The 18020-nt window shown below is 66.3% G+C and carries 15 protein-coding genes; 12 read left to right on the top strand and 3 right to left on the bottom strand.

The annotated features are described in order from the left end of the window. Positions 1 to 4 precede the first annotated feature (4 nt). Positions 5 to 934, bottom strand: a complete 930-nt coding sequence (locus tag NMQ16_RS15590; RefSeq protein ID WP_257081783.1) for a DMT family transporter — start codon at positions 932 to 934, stop codon at positions 5 to 7. Positions 935 to 1062: 128 nt separating this feature from the next. Between NMQ16_RS15590 and dapC the strand changes: the two genes are divergently transcribed. The 7 genes from dapC to NMQ16_RS15625 all read left to right on the top strand — a co-directional run bounded on the left by dapC (position 1063) and on the right by NMQ16_RS15625 (position 9966). After that, positions 1063 to 2283, top strand: coding sequence for a succinyldiaminopimelate transaminase (gene dapC / locus NMQ16_RS15595; RefSeq protein ID WP_257081784.1), 1221 nt, complete (start codon positions 1063 to 1065; stop codon positions 2281 to 2283). 88 nt (positions 2284 to 2371) lie between these two features. Next, positions 2372 to 3190 carry a 2,3,4,5-tetrahydropyridine-2,6-dicarboxylate N-succinyltransferase gene (dapD, locus tag NMQ16_RS15600; protein WP_257081785.1) on the top strand — a complete coding sequence of 273 codons (819 nt, stop codon included), beginning with the start codon at positions 2372 to 2374 and terminating at the stop codon, positions 3188 to 3190. A gap of 118 nt (positions 3191 to 3308) precedes the next feature. Continuing rightward, a complete protein-coding gene (locus tag NMQ16_RS15605; protein WP_257081786.1) occupies positions 3309 to 4490 on the top strand; it encodes a PilT/PilU family type 4a pilus ATPase in 1182 nt (393 codons plus the stop codon). A gap of 35 nt (positions 4491 to 4525) precedes the next feature. Further along, complete coding sequence (gene dapE, locus NMQ16_RS15610; protein WP_257081788.1) at positions 4526 to 5677, top strand: succinyl-diaminopimelate desuccinylase; 1152 nt, start codon at positions 4526 to 4528, stop codon at positions 5675 to 5677. An 8-nt stretch (positions 5678 to 5685) separates the two neighbouring features. After that, positions 5686 to 6582, top strand: a complete 897-nt coding sequence (prmB, locus tag NMQ16_RS15615; RefSeq protein ID WP_257081789.1) for a 50S ribosomal protein L3 N(5)-glutamine methyltransferase — start codon at positions 5686 to 5688, stop codon at positions 6580 to 6582. Continuing rightward, positions 6582 to 9500 (top strand): PAS domain-containing protein, encoded by a 2919-nt coding sequence (locus NMQ16_RS15620; RefSeq protein ID WP_257081790.1) that lies wholly within the window; start codon positions 6582 to 6584, stop codon positions 9498 to 9500. Before prmB ends, NMQ16_RS15620 begins: the two co-directional genes overlap by 1 nt. A gap of 16 nt (positions 9501 to 9516) precedes the next feature. Continuing rightward, positions 9517 to 9966 (top strand): response regulator, encoded by a 450-nt coding sequence (locus NMQ16_RS15625; protein ID WP_257081791.1) that lies wholly within the window; start codon positions 9517 to 9519, stop codon positions 9964 to 9966. Positions 9967 to 10336: 370 nt separating this feature from the next. Here the strand turns inward: NMQ16_RS15625 and NMQ16_RS15630 are convergent, their stop codons facing one another. After that, complete coding sequence (locus tag NMQ16_RS15630; protein WP_257081792.1) at positions 10337 to 11974, bottom strand: iron ABC transporter permease; 1638 nt, start codon at positions 11972 to 11974, stop codon at positions 10337 to 10339. Positions 11975 to 12117: 143 nt separating this feature from the next. Between NMQ16_RS15630 and NMQ16_RS19410 the strand changes: the two genes are divergently transcribed. The 5 genes from NMQ16_RS19410 to NMQ16_RS15660 all read left to right on the top strand — a co-directional run bounded on the left by NMQ16_RS19410 (position 12118) and on the right by NMQ16_RS15660 (position 16845). After that, positions 12118 to 13203: an ABC transporter ATP-binding protein gene (locus tag NMQ16_RS19410; protein WP_373566803.1), complete on the top strand. Its 1086-nt coding sequence runs from the start codon at positions 12118 to 12120 to the stop codon at positions 13201 to 13203. Then, complete coding sequence (gene aat / locus NMQ16_RS15645; RefSeq protein ID WP_257081793.1) at positions 13200 to 13907, top strand: leucyl/phenylalanyl-tRNA--protein transferase; 708 nt, start codon at positions 13200 to 13202, stop codon at positions 13905 to 13907. Before NMQ16_RS19410 ends, aat begins: the two co-directional genes overlap by 4 nt. Before the next feature lie 14 nt (positions 13908 to 13921). Next, positions 13922 to 14671 (top strand): arginyltransferase, encoded by a 750-nt coding sequence (locus NMQ16_RS15650; protein ID WP_257081794.1) that lies wholly within the window; start codon positions 13922 to 13924, stop codon positions 14669 to 14671. 60 nt (positions 14672 to 14731) lie between these two features. Continuing rightward, positions 14732 to 15742: a quinone-dependent dihydroorotate dehydrogenase gene (locus NMQ16_RS15655; RefSeq protein ID WP_257081795.1), complete on the top strand. Its 1011-nt coding sequence runs from the start codon at positions 14732 to 14734 to the stop codon at positions 15740 to 15742. A 788-nt stretch (positions 15743 to 16530) separates the two neighbouring features. Continuing rightward, the gene (locus NMQ16_RS15660) at positions 16531 to 16845 is read left to right on the top strand and encodes an energy transducer TonB (RefSeq protein WP_257081796.1); all 315 of its coding nucleotides are present in this window, start codon (positions 16531 to 16533) and stop codon (positions 16843 to 16845) included. Positions 16846 to 16855: 10 nt separating this feature from the next. Here the strand turns inward: NMQ16_RS15660 and NMQ16_RS15665 are convergent, their stop codons facing one another. Continuing rightward, positions 16856 to 17863: an NAD-dependent epimerase gene (locus NMQ16_RS15665; RefSeq protein ID WP_257081797.1), complete on the bottom strand. Its 1008-nt coding sequence runs from the start codon at positions 17861 to 17863 to the stop codon at positions 16856 to 16858. Positions 17864 to 18020: the final 157 nt, after the last annotated feature.

Below are 18020 nucleotides of genomic sequence, written 5' to 3' on the forward strand. Positions count from 1 at the left end.
CAAACTACGACTGGGACGCAGCCTTGCCGTCCGGTTCGCGGTCTGTCTGCGCCGGCTCCAGATGCCCCGAAAACAGGCTGGCCGCGATGATCATCGCGCCACCGACCCATTCCTTCACGCCCATCGCCTCGCCCGCCAGCCACCACGACGACAGGGCGGCGACGACCAGTTCGAACAGGAACAGCGCGATCGCGGCGTTGGCGCTGACGAAGGTGATGCCGTACTGCACGACCAGATTCACCACCACCAGCACGCCGCCCAGGATGATGAGCACGGCCCAGGTTTCCGGGCCGATGGCGGCGATTTCGCTCAGCGGCGACTCGCCGCGCAGCCAGGCGGCGAACGGGGCGACGGCGATGACGCCGAGGAACACGGCCATCACCTTCTGTTCGATGGCGATGTGGGCGGTGCGCCGCACCATCACGTTCACGCCGGCAAAGCAGATGCCGGCGCCCAGCCCCATCCATTCGGCCGAACCCTGCGGCCACGGCAGGCCCAGTTCGGGTCGCCACAGCATGACGACGGCGCCGGCCAGCGACAGCGCGATCACGCCGGCGCCGACGCGGCTCAGGCGTTCGCCGAGCAGCAGGCGTGACAGCAGCACCGTCCACAGCGGCGACAGGTAGAACAGCAGCAACACGCGCATCACCTCGCCGTCGAGCGCGCCGAGCACGTAGCCGAGGTTGGTGCCGGCGGCGGCCAGCGCGAGCGCGACCAGCCACAGGCTGGGACGCGTCCTGCGCAGCACCGGCCACAGCGGAATCAGGCCGAACAGGAACGCCAGCGCGTAGGTGATGAAGGTCGCCGTGACGCCACCCATGCCGGCCGCCTCGATGACGCGGTAGGGATACCAGATGAGACCCCAGACGATGCCGCCGCACAGCAGGGCAGCTGAAGGAAGGCGCCGCGAACGCGGCACGCGGGAAGCGAGCATGTGTACGTATACTTATATGGTGTGGGAAAAAGCCTGAAACGACGTCAAGCACGACGCCGGATTCTCGACGACCGGTGCGGATGCGCCCGGACCACCCTGCGAACCGATGGACCTTCACTCTGACTGACATGCCGAACGACACCCTGCCCGTCACGCCGCACCTGTCGCTGCTCCAGCCCTATCCCTTTGAAAGACTGAAGGAATTGACTGCCGGCATCAGCGGCCCGGCGCATCTGCCGCTGGTGCGCCTGTCGATCGGCGAGCCGCAGCATGCCACGCCGCAACTGATCAAGGATGCACTGACCGGCGCGCTGGACGGCCTGTCGGTCTATCCGACGACGGCCGGGCTGGACGGGCTGCGCGAGTGTATCGCGGGCTGGATCCAGCGCCGCTACCGTTTGCCGGCGGTCAGCGCGGCGACCCAGGTCCTGCCGGTGAATGGCTCGCGCGAGGCGCTGTTTTCGTTCGCGCAGAGCGTGATCGACGCCAGTCGGCCGGATGCGGCGGTGCTGTCGCCCAACCCGTTCTATCAGATCTACGAAGGCGCGGCCCTGCTGGCCGGCGCGCAGATCCGCTTCTACAATCAGTCGCCGGACGACGGCTTCGCCTGCAATTTCGACCGCATCCCGGACGCCGGGTGGAAAGGCGTGCAGCTGATCTACGTGTGCTCGCCGGCCAACCCGTGCGGCAAGGTGATGACGCTGGACGAATGGCGCACGCTGTTCGAGCTGGCCGACCGGCACGGTTTCGTCATCGCGTCCGACGAGTGCTATTCGGAAATCTACTTCGACGAAGACGCCCCGCCGCTCGGCGGCCTGCAGGCTGCGCACGCGCTCGGGCGCACCGGTTTCGAACGGCTGGTGGTGTTTTCCAGCCTGTCGAAGCGCTCCAACGTGCCCGGTCTGCGCAGCGGTTTCGTGGCCGGCGATGCGCGGCTGATCAAGCGCTTCCTGCTGTATCGCACCTATCATGGCAGCGCGATGGGGCTGGCGGTGCAGGCAGCCAGCGTCGCCGCGTGGTCGGACGAGGCGCACGTGCGCGACAACCGCGACCAGTACCGCGCCAAGTTCCATGCGGTGCAGCCGCGCATCGCGTCGGTGATGCATGCGCCGCTGCCCGATGCGAGTTTCTACCTGTGGGCGCGCACGCCGGCCGCGCTGGACGACACCGTGTTCGCCCGCCGGCTGCTCGCCGAATATAATGTGGCTGTTCTGCCCGGCAGCTATCTGGCGCGCAGCGCCGGCGGCGTCAATCCAGGCTCCGGCTTCGTCCGCATCGCCCTGGTTGCACCGGGCAGTCAGTGTCTCGAAGCGGCCGAGCGCATCGTGCAGTTCTGCCACGCGCTCTGAGCGCCGGCCCGACTGTTCCGGACTACCGATCCGGCCACCCATTCAGTATTTTTTTTCCATTTCAACGCTTTATTACGGGACACCCGATATGCAGGCAGCTCAACAGATCATCGAAACCGCCTTTGAAAACCGCACCCAGTACTCGCCCGGTAATGCACCGGTCGAGCTGTGCGAAGCCGTTGAATTCGTCCTTTCCCGACTCGACAGCGGTGCGCTGCGCGTCGCCGAGCGCATCGACGGCGACTGGGTGACCCACCAGTGGATCAAGAAGGCGGTGCTGCTGTCCTTCCGCCTGCAGGACAACACGGTCAGCGAAGGCGGCGAAACCCGCTATTACGACAAGGTGCCGATGAAGTTCGCCGGTTTCGACGAAGCGGCCTTCCGCGCCGGTGGCTTCCGCGTGGTGCCGCCGGCCAGCGTGCGCCGCGGCGCCTTCATTTCGAAGAATGTCGTGCTGATGCCCTCGTATGTGAACATCGGCGCCTGGGTGGGCGAAGGCACCATGGTTGACACCTGGGCCACGGTCGGTTCGTGCGCCCAGATCGGCAAGAACGTGCACCTGTCGGGCGGCGTGGGTATCGGCGGCGTGCTGGAGCCGGTGCAGGCCAACCCGACCATCATCGGCGACAACTGCTTCATCGGCGCCCGCTCGGAAGTGGTCGAAGGCGTCGTCGTCGAGGACAACAGCGTCATTTCGATGGGCGTCTACATCGGCCAGAGCACCAAGATCTACGACCGCGCGACCGGCGAGGTGACGTACGGCCGCGTGCCCGAAGGCTCGGTGGTGGTCAGCGGTAACCTGCCGTCGAGCGACGGCAAGTACAGTCTGTATTGCGCCGTCATCGTCAAGCGCGTCGATGCACAGACGCGCGCCAAGACCAGCATCAACGAACTTCTGCGGTCCTGATCACGGCCGCATGCACTATCGTCTCCCGCTGCGGCGGGAGACGCGCCAGAATCATGGCGGATGACGTCATGTCGCCGGGCAGCACCCGGCAGCGAAACACTGAGCAGTCGGAGGCACGATGATTCTGGACAAGCTGTTTCAAGTGATGGCGGACAAGAATGCCTCCGACATCTTCGTGTCGGCCGGCGCGCCGATCGCGATCAAGATCCAGGGCACGACGGTGCCGATCAACCAGCGCGTGATGGATCCGGAAACCATCCAGCGCATGGCGTACGAAATGCTCACCGAAGAGCAGCAGGTGCATTTCGAGAAGACGCGCGAACTGAACCTGTCGTTCGGCCGGCGCGACCTCGGCAATTTCCGGGTCAACATGTTCTGGCAGCGCGGCAGCATCGCGATGGTGGTGCGCTACATCCTGGGCGACATTCCCCCGCTCGACACGCTCGGCCTGCCGCCGGTGCTGTCCGAAGTCATCATGGAAAAGCGCGGCCTGGTGCTGGTGGTCGGTTCGACCGGCTCCGGCAAGTCGACCACGATGGCGGCGATGATCGATCACCGCAACCAGCACAAGTCCGGTCACATCCTGACGGTCGAAGACCCGATCGAATACCTGTTCAAGCACAAGAAATCGATCGTCAATCAGCGCGAGATCGGCATGGACACCGAAGGCTGGGCGCCGGCGCTGAAGAACGCCATGCGCCAGGCGCCGGACTGCATCCTGATCGGCGAAATCCGCGACCTGGAAACGATGCAGGCCGCCCTCGCCTATGCCCAGACCGGCCACCTGTGCCTGGCCACGCTGCACGCCAACAACGCGCATCACGCGTTGAACCGCATCGTCAATTTCTTCCCGCTGGAAAGTCGGCAGCTGCTGTTCCTCGATCTGGCGGTGACGCTCAAGGCCATCGTGTCTCAGCGGCTGGTGCGCAAGCCGGACGGCCGACGCATGCCGGCAGTGGAAATCCTGCTCAACACGCGCCACATTTCCGAGCTGATCGACCGCGGCGAAATCAACAGCGTGAAGGAAGCGATGGAACGCAGCATGGCGCCCGGCTCGCAGACCTTCGAGCAGGACCTGTTCCGGCTTTACCGCGAAGGCGAGATCACGCTCGACGAGGCGCTGTCGAATTCCGACTCGCCGACCAACCTGTCGTGGCTCATCAACAATTCGCAGTTCGGCGTGAACGACCCCCCCAAGAACGACGCTCCGAAAGCGGACGAACCCGATCTTGAAACCACGGTGCCCGGCGGCGCCTCGTTCGCCGAGTTTTCGCTCAATCTGGAAGATGGCGGTCGGTGAGCGGTTGCGGCGGCCGGCCAGCCCGGACGTCGCCGATGACTGATGTTGCCGCGCTCGCTGCCGACACCCTCGCGCTGACGAAGCAGCTGATCGCCCTGCCGTCCATCACGCCGGACGACGCCGGCTGTCTCGACCTGATCGGTGCGCGGCTTGCGGCCGTGGGCTTCAGGCTCGAACGCATGGATGCGGGCGGCGTGTCGAATCTGTGGGCGCGGCGCGGCACGGAGGCGCCAGTGTTCTGCTTTGCCGGCCACACCGACGTCGTGCCGACCGGCCCGCTCGATCAGTGGCACAGCGATCCGTTCGTACCGGTCGTCCACGACGGTCTGCTGATCGGGCGCGGTGCGGCGGACATGAAGGCTTCGCTCGCGGCATTCGTGACCGCAACGGAAAGCTTCGTCGCCCGACACCCGCAGCACGCCGGCTCGATCGCCTTCCTGCTCACGTCAGACGAGGAAGGCGAAGCGGTGCACGGGTCGGCGCATGTCGTGCGCACACTGGCGGCACGTGGTGATCGGCTGGACTGGTGCGTGGTCGGTGAGCCGACCTCGGTCGACCGGCTGGGTGACATGGTGAAGAATGGCCGGCGCGGCTCGCTGTCGGGGGTGCTGACGGTGCGCGGCGTGCAGGGCCATATCGCCTACCCGCAGCTGGCGCGCAACCCGATCCATGCATTCGGTCCGGCATTGGCCGAACTGGCAGCCCTGCGCTGGGACGACGGCAACGCACACTTTCCGCCCACCAGTTGGCAGATGTCGAACATCCGCGCCGGCACGGGGGCGGGCAACATGATTCCCGGTACGCTGGAAGCGCACTTCAACTTCCGCTTCTCGACCGCCAGCGCACCGGCGTCGCTGCAGTCGCGCCTGACCGACGTGCTGGATCGCCACCGGATCGACCATGACATCGCCTGGACACTCGGCGGCCTGCCTTATCTGACGCCGGCCGGCACCCTGGTGGATGCGGCACGCGCAGCCATCCGCGAGGTCACCGGTATCGAGGCGACGCTGTCGACCACCGGCGGCACGTCGGACGGACGATTCATCGCCGATATCTGTTCACAGGTGCTTGAAATCGGCCCCTGCAATGCGACCATCCACAAACTGAATGAAGCCGTTGCCGTGGCCGACCTCGAACCGCTGTCACGCATCCATACCACCCTGCTCGACCGACTGATCGGTCCCTGAAAACTGCCATGACTGTCACCGCTCCCCCCGAACTGAACACCGTGCGCGACTGGCTGCGCTATGCGGTAAGCCGCATGCGCGCGGCAGACGTCGCCTTCGGCCAGGGCTTTGTCGATGCCTATGACGAAGCCGCCTATCTGGTGCTGCACACGCTGCATTTGCCGCTCGACCGGCTGGAGCCCTTCCTCGACGCGCACCTGAGCACGCCCGAATGCCTGGCGATCGCGCAGATTCTGGACCGCCGCGTCACCGACCGCGAACCGGCCGCCTACATCACCGGCGAAGCCTGGCTCGGCCCGCTGCGCTTCAAGGTCGATCCGCGGGTCATCATTCCGCGTTCGCACATCTTCGAACTGATGCAGGACGGCTTCGAGCCCTGGCTGGACGACATGGGCGATGGTCCCGGCCATGTGCTCGATCTGTGCACCGGCTCGGGCTGCCTGGCCATCACCGCGGCGCATTACTTCCCGGAGGCGCAGGTCGATGCCGTCGATCTGTCGGCCGATGCGCTCGAAGTGGCGGCATTGAATGTCGCGGAGCACGGTCTCGCGGACAGGGTGGAACTGCTGCACGGCGATCTGTTCTCGCCGCTCAAGGGGCGGCGTTACGACCTCATCCTGTCCAATCCACCCTATGTGACCGACGCCGCGATGGCCGCGCTGCCCGACGAATTCCTGCGCGAACCGTCGATGGCGCTCGGCGCCGGCGCAGACGGCATGGACATCGTGCGGCGCATCGTCGCCGACGCGCGAGTGCACCTGAATCCGGGCGGCCTGCTGCTGGTCGAGGTCGGTCGCAATCAGGCCGAAACCGAACAGGCGCTGCCCGACCTGCCGCTGGTCTGGCTCGACACGCCATCGGCCAGCGCGCCGGTGTTCCTGCTGCGGGCCGAAGACCTCGGCTGATGCCCGGCCTGCCGACGCCTCCGGTCAAACCGCCCGGCCGCGTGCCGGGCGCGCTGTGGCGCCTGGTCGCACTGGCAGGCTTCGTCGTGCTGCTGGCACTCGGCCTGGCCGCGCTGTCGTCGCGCAGCGACGTCGGCGCGCTGCACGGCGAAATCGCCAGCGAAATCTCCCGGCTGCTGGCGGCGCAACGGATCGGCGAGATCGAACAACTGCTGCGCGACCCGATCGAGCGGGGTGTCATCACCGACGCGACCATCAGCGATGATCAGGGCGGCATCGTCCTGCGCATCGGTCATTCGGGTTCCGCCGAGGAGGGCGTGCTGATCCGGGCCGACGGGCCGTTGCGGCACAAGAACGTCCAGCTCGGCTGGCTGTCGATCGGTGCGCAGCAGACCGGTGCGAACTCGCCGCTGCTTTCCTTCCTGCTTGCCGCGCTTGCATTGGGCGCACTGTGCCTGCTGGTGACCCAGGGTACGCGCCGGATCGTGGAGCGCCGGCTGGCGCGTTCGGTGAATGCCCTGACCGGGGCGACCCGTGCGCTGGTGACCGGCACGCCGCAGGACGCCGCCCCTCTGCCTGCCGACGATGCGCTGGCACCGCTGGACGCTGCGCTGGCGGCCGCCGGTGAAGCGCTGGAACAGGAGCGCGACCGCCTTGCCGCGCAACTGGCACGGCTCGAACGGCTCGCGCTGTCGCACGACGAAGCGGAATGGGAGTGGCAGCTCGACACCGGCGACATCTGGTACAGCGCACGCTTTCCATCGCTGCTGGGTTACGAGGCGGAAGATGGCTTCAGCCAGCAGTTCAACTGGACCGCCGCGACACACCCCGACGACGCAACCATTGTCCGGCGTGCGCGCGAGCGCCTGGTGGCGCGCGAGATCGAACGCAGCGATGATCCGATCCGCCTGCGTGCCCGTGACGGCACCTATCGCTGGTTCCGCCTGCGCGCGGTCGCCAGCCACGACGCCGCGGGCACGGCGGTGCGTCTGACCGGCACGCTCGAAGACGTGACGCGCGAGCGCATGACCCTCGATTCGCTGCGCGAGAGCGAGGCGCGGCTGTTCCACGCGGTACGCGGTTCTTTCGACGGCGCCTGGGACTGGGACATCGGTGCCGGCCGCTACTACCTGTCTCCGCGGCTGAGTGAGCTGCTCGGCATGCAGCAGTCGCTGCAGCCGCAGACCCACGAACAGCTGCTCGAACGGGTGCATCCGGACGACCTGTCGCGACTCGAACATGCGATCGACGAGCACTTCCTGCGGCGCGAGTCGTTCGACATCGAATACCGCATGCGGCACGAGTCAGGTCACTATCTGTGGGTACGCGACCGCGGTCTGGCGACGCGCAGCGACAAGGGGAAGGTGCTGCGCTTCTCCGGATCGATCACCGACATCACCGAGCGCAAGCGTGCCGAACAGGCCACGCGCGCCCTGGCTGCCGAAAAGCAGGCACTGCTCGACGACGTGCCGGTCGCCATCGTGTACGCGCGCAACGGACGCATCGCCGACTGCAATCGCCGCTGCGAAGAGATTTTCGCCTGCCGGCGCGATGAACTGATCGGCGAAACGGTCGGCCGCTTCTTCCACGACGAAGACGATCTCGACGCCCTGCTGCAGGGCGCTGCGTCAAGCGCGCCAGCCCCGCACGCCCAGGAATCCGTCCTGCACCGCAGCGACGGCAGCGCGCTGCATGCCTACATTTCGGTGCGGCAGCTTGAACACGATGTCCAGGCTGGCGGCGAGACGATCTGGATCTTTTCCGACGACACGGCCCGCCGGCGCGCCCTGGACGTTGCGCGGCGCGAAGAGAATTTCTCGGCCGCGCTGGTGCGCAGCATGCCCGGCGTCTTTTTCCTGCTCGACGCAACGGGCGCGTTGCGCAGATGGAACGAAAACCTGCAGGCCATCACCGGACTCGCGGCGGCGGGCCTGTTCGGCAAGGCAACGCTCGAGTTGTTTCCGCCCGAAACCCATCGCCTGCTCAAGCGCCAGGCGCGGCGGGCACTGGTCCATCTCGATGCCAGTTTCGAAGCCAACCTGCTGGCGGCCGATGGCGAACCGCGTGCCCACGCCTTCAGCCTGTACCGCATCGATCTCGACGGTCTGCCACACCTGCTCGGCACCGGACTCGACATCCGTGCGCAGAAGGACGCCGAACGCAGCGTGGTCGCGCTGAACCAGCGTCTGGAAACCCGGGTGCGCGAACGCACGGCAGAACTGCTGACCGCCATGCGCGAGCTGGAAAGCTTCAGCTATTCGATTTCGCACGATCTGGCCGCACCATTAAGGGGCATCGACGGCTTCTCGCGCATGATCGAGGAAGATTACGCCGACAAACTCGATGACCGCGGCCGCGACTACCTGCAGCGCATCCGCGCCGCCACCCAGCGCATGCACCGGCTGATCGACGACCTGCTGGGTCTGGCGCGCATCACCCGCAATGAAATGAACCGGGAGAGCGTCGACGTCAGTGCACTGGTGCACGACATTGCTGCAGAGCTGACGCGCGGCGAACCTCAGCGGCGGGCAGAATTCCTCATCCAGCCGTCGATGCGCGTGTATGCTGATGCAAATCTGCTGCGTATCGCAATGGATAATTTATTGCGCAACGCATGGAAATTCACCGCTCGCCACGAGGCTGCCCGCATCGAAGTCGGCAGCTTGCAACGCGATCGGGAGCTCGTGTATTTTGTGAAAGATGACGGCGCAGGTTTCGACATGCGATACGCATCCAAGCTGTTCGGACCGTTCCAGCGTCTGCATTCGGTCGGCGACTTCACCGGCAGCGGAATCGGGCTTGCGATCGTGCACCGGATCGTCCATCGGCATGGAGGACGGATATGGGCTGAAGCGGAAGTCGAACGCGGCGCATGCTTTTATTTCACGCTCGAGTCCGTTCCGGCCGGAAACGGATGACCTTGGACAGGTTCTTATGGCAAGCGAACGCCCGATACTGCTGGTTGAAGACAATCCCGACGATGAAGCGCTGACGCTGCGGGCGTTCAACAAGAACCGCATCGCCAACGAAGTCATCGTGGCGCGCGACGGTGTCGAGGCGCTCGACTATCTCTTCGGCACAGGCAGCCACGCCGGCCGTGACCTCTCCGTGGCGCCGGCGGTCGTATTGCTGGACCTGAAACTGCCCCGCGTCGACGGTCTTGAAGTGCTGCGCCGCGTGCGCGCCGACGCCCGCACCAACCTGCTTCCGGTGGTCATCCTGACCACCTCGCGCGAGCAGCAGGACATCTACGAGGCCTACCAGCTCGGCGCCAACAGCTACATCCGCAAGCCGGTGGATTTCGAGAAGTTCATCTACGCCGTCGGCCAGCTCGGCCTTTACTGGCTGGTGCTGAACGAACCGGTCGATCCGCCCGGAATCTGACCGGCCAAGCCCCTCCGGCAAACCCACGACCGGGGATCGCGAAATGCGGACAGCCCCACCGGCAGTGGCAGGAGCCGACCTCGCTTTGATGCGAACGTTGCACAACAATGGTCGCTGCACGACCGCGATTTCTGTGGTAGCGGCGGCCCCTGTGTGGGAGCGGCGGCATCGCCGCGATCAGTGCGGCGATGGTCGTTGTGCAGCGTGCGTATCGCGGCGAGGCCGCCGCTACCACAAGGCCGGTACCATTCGCGGCGAGGGCGGCGCGGGGGTTTCGGCGAGCACTGCTCGCCGCCCGCAGAGCCGGCTGGCCATGCAGGACCAGCTGTGGATCGCCGCTCCCACAGGTGACGTCACTTCCGCAGCGGCTTCAGGTCCGGCGCGACCGCGCGATCTGGCGCGACAGCATGATCACCGGCAGCAAGCCGACCGCGACGATGGTCAGCGCCGCCGTCGAGGCTTCCTGCAGCCGTTCGTCGCTGGCCAGCGTGTAGGCCTGGGTAGCCAGGGTATCGAAATTGAACGGACGCATGACCAGTGTGGCCGGCAGCTCCTTCATCACATCGACGAACACCAGCAGCGCGGCGGTCAGCAGGCTGCCGCGCAGCATCGGCCAGTGCACGCGGCGCAGCGTGGCGCCGGCGCCCAGCCCGAGACTGCGCGCCGCTTCATCCATGCTGGGCGTGATGCGCGCCAGACCGGATTCGACCGACTGCAGCGACACGGTCAGGAAGCGCGCCAGATAAGCATAGATCAGCGCGCCGATGCCGCCGGTGAGCAGCAGGCCCGGATTGCTGCCGGTCCACTGCAGCCAGAGCCCGGACAGCACATGATCGAGCCGGGTGACCGGAATCAGGATGCCGACCGCGATCACCGCACCCGGTACGGCGTAGCCGAGGCCGACCACCGAACGCGCCAGCGCGACCATGCGCGAGCGGCTGCTGCGCGCGGCATAGGCGAGCAGCAGCGCCAGCGCCACGGCCAGGACGCTGGCGGCGGCGGCCAGCGTGAAACTGTTCGCCGCGAGACGGATGAAGCGCTGGCCGAACTGCGCATCCCCTTCGGACATCGCCCAGCTCAGCAGCACACCGGCCGGCACGATGAAACCGGCAGCCAGCGGCAACAGGCACAACCCGGTGACCAGCCAGCCGGCACTCCGGCCCAGCGTGTGGCGACGCGCGCTGGCGCCGGCCCGACCGCTGTCATTGAAGCGCGCGGCGCCGCGCGTGAGCCGCTCTGCCAGCAACAGCGTGGCGACGAAACCCAGCAGCAGCGCGGCCAGCTGGGCCGCCGCCACACGATCGCCGAGCGAAAACCAGGCGCGGTAGATGCCGGTGGTGAAGGTCTGCACGCCGAAGTAGCTCACCGCGCCGTAGTCGGCCAGCGTTTCCATCAGTGCCAGCGACACGCCAGCCACGATGGCCGGGCGCGCCAGCGGCAGCGACACGCGGAAGAACGCCGCCCAGGCACCCTGCCCCAGCATGCGCGCGGCCTCGGTCAGGCCGGCTGCCCGTTCGAGCAGCGATTGCCGGGTCAACAGATAGACATAAGGGTAAAGCACGGCGATGAACATGCAGGCCGCGCCGCCGGTCGTGCGGACATCGGGAAACCAGTAGTCGCCGCGTTCCCAGCCGAAGGTGTCGCGCAGTGCGGTCTGTACCGGGCCGACGAACTGCAGCAGGTCGGTGTAGGTGTAGGCCATCACGTAGGCGGGGGTGGCCAGCGGCAGCACCAGCGCCCAATCCAGCACGCGCCGGCCCGGAAACTCCCACATCACGCTGGCCCAGGCGGTCGTCACGCCGATCAGCGCGGTACCCAGACCGACCCACAGGCACAGCCACAGAGTACTGGCGACATACTCCGGCAGCACGGTCGAGGCGAGATGTGCCCAGGTATCCGAAGTGCCGCCGTGCAGCAGGTTGACCAGCACCGAAATGACCGGCGCCGCCACGAGCAGCGCAAGCAGCAGTGCGATCAGCGACAGCAGAGAGAGGCGACGCAGGTGCAAGGGGCGGTATGTTGTGCGTGCAGGGGGCACCCCCGGAACAGACGATGCGCCGGGAGCGGATTCACGGCATTATAATTGAGAGCTATTATCGATATCGGCCGGCGGCGGGTTTTTCCGCGAGACGGCATTCAGACTGCGGTGCCATGCCACAACTTGTGCTTGATTCAGTCCGGATCGCGTACGGCCAGACCGGAGTGGTGCACGACCTTTCGCTGAGTCTGGCACGCGGCCGCATCGGTTGCCTGCTCGGCCCGTCCGGCTGCGGCAAGACCTCGGTGCTGCGCGCCATCGCCGGCTTCGAACCGCTGCAGGGCGGAACCATCGCGATCAACGGTGAAATCGTGTCGTCGGCCACCACGCATCGCGCGCCCGAACGCAGGCGCATCGGCATGGTGTTCCAGGACTTTGCACTGTTCCCGCATCTGAGTGTGGCCGACAACGTCGCCTTCGGTCTGACCGAAGGTTCGCGTGTCGCGCGTCGCGCACGCGCCGACGACATGCTGGCGGTGGTCGGGCTGTCCGATCACGCGGACAAGTTTCCGCACCAGCTGTCGGGTGGCCAGCAGCAGCGCGTGGCGCTGGCGCGTGCGCTGGCGCCTGACCCGGAACTGCTGCTGCTGGACGAGCCGTTCTCGAGCCTGGATGTCGAGTTGCGTTCCCGCCTGGCCATCGAACTGCGCGACATCCTGAAGGAACGCGGCATCACCGCCATTCTGGTCACGCACGACCAGCAGGAGGCGTTCGTGATCGCCGACGAAATCGGCGTGATGCAGGCCGGACGCCTGCAGCAATGGGACAGCGCCTACAACCTCTATCACCGACCGGAAAGCCGTTTCGTGGCCGATTTCGTCGGCCAGGGCGTATTCCTGCCGGGCCGGCTGCGCAGCGACAACGAAGTCGAACTGGAACTGGGCATCCTGCGCAGCGAGTTTCCGTTCGCCTGCGAGGATGACTGCCCGCGCTGCATGGCTGACAGTCAGGTCGATGTGCTGCTGCGACCGGACGATCTGGTGCACGACGACGCGGCACTGCTGCGCGCCGAGGTGCTCGCAAAATCCTTCCGCGGCGCGGATTTCCTGTACACCCTGCGGCTGGCGTCGGGCCGGCGGGTGCTGTCGCTGGTACCGTCGCACCACAACCACGCGATCGGCGAATTCATCGGCATCCGGCTCGACGCCGACCATGTGGTCGCCTTCCGTCACCCGGAATCGGCCACGGACCATCCGTGATCCCCTGGCTTGATACCGGCGCGCCGTTTCCGCCGGTCGAACGGGCACTGCGCGAACCCGACGGTTTGCTCGCCGCCGGTCTGGAGCTGACGCCGGGTCGCATACTGGACGCCTACCGCCAGGGCATCTTCCCGTGGTTTTCCGACGGCCAGCCGGTACTGTGGTGGAGTCCGGATCCACGCATGGTGCTGGTGCCGTCCGAAATCCGCATCACGCGCTCGATGCACAAGGTACTGCGCAACCGGCCTTACGAGGTGCGCTGCGACAGCGCGTTCGAGGCGGTCATGCGCGCCTGCGCTGCGCCGCGCGACGGACAGGCCGGCACCTGGATCAGCGACGAAATGATCGAGGCCTACACCGCACTGCACGAGCGCGGCTACGCGCACAGCGTGGAAACCTGGATCGACGGCCGGCTGGCCGGCGGGCTGTACGGCATGGCAATCGGCCGCATGTTCTACGGCGAGTCGATGTTCTCGACCGAGCGCGACGCGTCCAAGATTGCGCTCGTTCATCTGGCGCGCTATCTTGAAACGCGGGCGTTCGGGCTGATCGACTGCCAGATGAACACCGGCCACCTCGGCAGCATGGGCGGTCGTGAAATACCGCGGCGCGAATTCTGCCGCGTCATGGCACAGTGCATCTCGGACGGGCCGCTGCCCGGACGCTGGCCGACTGATCTGATTCCACCTTACTTCCGCTTCTGAATCCGTTCGACGCGATGGCGCTTCTCAAGGACCTTCCATTCACTTCGCTGCAGTTCTACGCCACGGCGCCGTACGCCTGCTCGTACCTGCCGGGCCGCACCGCGCGTTCCCAGGTGGCGACGCCTTCGAACCTGATCGATGCCAACCTGTACAGCGATCTGGTCCGCACCGGCTTCCGGCGCAGCGGCGTATTCACCTACCGGCCCTACTGCGACGCCTGCCGCGCCTGCACGCCGGTGCGCGTGCGGGTGGACGAATTCAGGTCCACGCGCAGCCAGCGGCGCGCGCTGACCCATCACGCCAACCTGCAGACGCGCGAAGCGCCGCTCGCCTTCCGCGACGAACACTACGACCTGTACCAGCGCTACCAGTCCAGCCGACACAGCGGCGGCGGCATGGACCAGGATTCGCGCGAGCAGTACTCGCACTTCCTTCTGCAGAGCCACGTCGATACGCGACTGATCGAATTCCGCGAAGGCCACGCCACCGATGGCCCGCTGCGCATCGTCAGCATCGTCGACATCCTCGATGACGGCCTGTCGTCGGTGTACACCTACTACGACCCCGATGTGCCGGGAGCCAGCTACGGCACCTACAACATCCTGTGGCAGATCGACCTGGCGCGACTGCTCGGCCTGAGCTACCTCTATCTTGGCTACTGGATAGAAGACAGCCCGAAAATGGCCTACAAGGCGCGCTTCCAGCCGCTCGAAGGTCGTGTGAACGGCGACTGGCGCCTGCTCGACGACCTCTCGCCCGAATGAGGGGGCGGCTGTTCGCCGCCCGCCTCCGCCTACCGAATACCTGCCTTCCGGATTTTCCCCATGCTCTATCCGCTGCTGCGGCCGCTGCTGTTTTCACTCGACGCCGAACGCGCCCACGACCTTGCACTGGGCACGCTGTCGCGCGCGCCTTTGCTGATTCCGGCGCAGCACCTGCCGGCCCGGCCGGTGCAGTGCATGGGTCTCACGTTTCCGAATCCGGTCGGGCTGGCCGCCGGGCTGGACAAGAACGGCGCCGCAATCGACGGGCTGGCCCGGCTCGGCTTCGGCTTCATCGAAATCGGCACGATCACGCCGCGCCCGCAGCCGGGCAACCCCAAGCCACGGATGTTCCGCCTGCCGGCCGCGCAGGGCATCATCAACCGCATGGGCTTCAACAACCTCGGGTTGGACGTGCTGATCCGGAATGTCGAAGGATCGCGTTTCGTGCGCGACGGCGGCATTCTCGGCATCAATATCGGCAAGAACGCCGACACGCCGATCGAGCGTGCCGTTGATGATTACCTGATCGGCCTGCGCGGTGCGCACGCCCATGCGAGCTACATCACGGTCAACATTTCCAGTCCGAATACGAAGAATCTGCGTCAGCTGCAGGGCAGCGACGAGTTGAATGCGCTGCTCGGCGCACTCGATGCGGCGCGACAGACGCTGGATGCCGGCGCCGGCCGGCGCGTGCCGCTGGCGCTGAAAATCGCGCCCGATCTCGACGAGGCACAGATCGATGCGATCGCCGAGGCGGCGGTGCGTCACCACATCGATGCCCTGATCGCCACCAACACGACGCTGTCGCGCGAAGGCGTCGAAACGCTGCCGCACGGTGCGGAAAGCGGCGGCCTGTCGGGCGCGCCGGTACGCACACGTTCGACCGCCGTGCTGGCCGCGCTGTCGCAGCGGCTGGCCGGCCGCGTGGCGCTGATCGGTGTCGGCGGCATCACCGAAGGCCGTCATGCGCGCGAGAAGATCGACGCCGGCGCGCAGTTGGTGCAGCTCTACAGCGGCCTGATCTATCGCGGTCCGGCGCTGGTGGCCGAGGCGGCTGCCGCGCTGCGCTGAGCGCCCGATATTCGGGAATATTTCCCGAGTTCAGTCTTGGTGGTTCGGGTCATCCGGAGGCGTCAAGCCTTGTCCATCCGCCATCCGGCACACGCAAGCGGCCCGGATCGGCAGAATTCGCTGGCGTCACAAGCACCGCCAATTGAAGTAAAGTCCGCCGCTGCCTCGCAGTTCGCCGCTTTCGACACGCCCGGGCCCTGTCTGCACGCAACAGATGAATCCAGACTCGCTTCTTCGCCCGCCCTATATCGCCTACTTCCGGGATTTTTCCGGTCTGCGCTCGCCGTTCTGGATTGCGGCGCTGGTGCTGTCCGTCCTGTTTCATGCGTACGTCGTGTGGCAGGCATCGCACTACACCCCCGAGCCGCCCGACGCCGAGGAAATCCGGGTCGATGTGCGCATGATCGAGCCGCCTCCGCCTCCGCCTCCCCCCCCCCCTCCGCCAGTCGTGGTCGTGCCGCCCCCGCCGGCACCGCCGCCGCCAAAACCGGTGCCCAAGCCGCCGAAGGAGGTGCCACGTCAGCCCCCCCCGCCGATCGTCGCGGCGCCGCCGGCACCCGCTGCACCGGCCGAGCGCGTTGTACCGGTACAACCGGAGCCGACGCCACTGCCACCGATCGACGCGCCACCACCGCCACCGGCCCCACCGGCGCCACCACCAGAGGTCATCGNCACCGGCCGAGCGCGTTGTACCGGTACAACCGGAGCCGACGCCACTGCCACCGATCGACGCGCCACCACCGCCACCGGCCCCACCGGCGCCACCACCAGAGGTCATCGCGCCGCCCGTGCCCGCTGCGCCGGCCGAAGATCTGAATGCGTTGATCGATGGATTCGGTCGCGATCTGCTGCGTGCGTTCGAAGCGAACAAGATCTATCCGCGCGTGGCGCAGATGCGCAACATCGAAGGCAAGCTGAAGCTGAAGTTGTTCTTCGAGAATGGCGAGCTGGTCAACGTCCTGGTCGTCGAAGGCAGCGGGAACAAGCTGCTGGACGACGCCGCAATGGCGGACGGACGCAAACTCAAGTCGCTCGTGATGCCGGGCAGACTGACGCGGGAAACGTTTACCCGCGAGTGGTGGGTCAATTACACGCTGAAGTAGGGACGCCGGCTCAAACCCGGTAGTAGTCGCGGTACCACCGCACGAAGCGCGCCACGCCTTCGGTTATCGGTGTGCCCGGCATGAAGCCGGTCCAACCGGTGAGTTCCGTCACGTCGGCATAGGTCGCCGGCACATCGCCCGGCTGCATCGGCAGCAGATTCTTCTGCGCCGTGATGCCGACAGCGTCCTCGATCGCGGCAATGAAATCCATCAGCAGCACCGGTCCCTGATTGCCGATGTTGAACACCCGGTACGGCGCGCGCGAATGGCCCGGATGCGGCGCCAGCGGATCGAATGCCGGATCGGCTTCGGCAGCGCGATCGAGCGTGCGGATGACCCCCTCGGCGATGTCGTCGACGTAAGTGAAATCACGCTGCATCCGACCGTGATTGAACACGTCGATCGGCCGCCCTTCGAGGATGGCCCGGGTGAACAGGAACAGCGCCATGTCGGGTCGGCCCCACGGACCATATACGGTGAAGAAGCGCAGGCCGGTCGTCGGCAGGCCGTACAGATGGCTGTAGGTGTGCGCCATCAGCTCGTTGGCCTTCTTGGTCGCGGCGTACAGGCTCACCGGGTGATCGACGCTGTCGGCCTCCGAGAACGGCATCTTCTCGTTGCCGCCGTAGACGCTCGAACTGCTGGCATAGACCAGATGCCCGACGCCGGTGTGACGGCAACCTTCGAGCACATTCATGAAGCCGACGATGTTGGCGTCGATGTAGGCATTCGGGTTCTGCAGCGAGTAACGCACGCCGGCCTGGGCCGCCAGATGCACGACACGGTCGAAACCTTCTGCCGCGAACAATTCAGCCATGCCCGGACGGTCCTCGACGCCCATCTTCACGAAGCGGAACGCCGGGTGAGGCGTCAGCCGCGCCAGCCGGGCCTCTTTCAGCCGCACATCGTAATAGTCGTTCAGGTTGTCGAGCCCGACCACCTCGTCGCCGCGTTCGACCAGGCGCTGTGCCACATGCATGCCGATGAAACCGGCCGCGCCGGTCAGCAGGACTTTCACTGGTGGGCCCTCAAAGCCTGCCGATCGCCGAGTATTCGATGCCGAAGCTGCGCGGCACGTCCGGCTCGTACAGATTGCGCCCGTCAAAGATCACCGGCTGCTTGAGCGTCGTCCGGATCCGCTCGAAGTCCGGGCTGCGGAATTCCTTCCACTCGGT

It is taken from the genome of Methyloversatilis sp. XJ19-49 (genome assembly GCF_024580145.1).
Taxonomy (GTDB): domain Bacteria; phylum Pseudomonadota; class Gammaproteobacteria; order Burkholderiales; family Rhodocyclaceae; genus Methyloversatilis.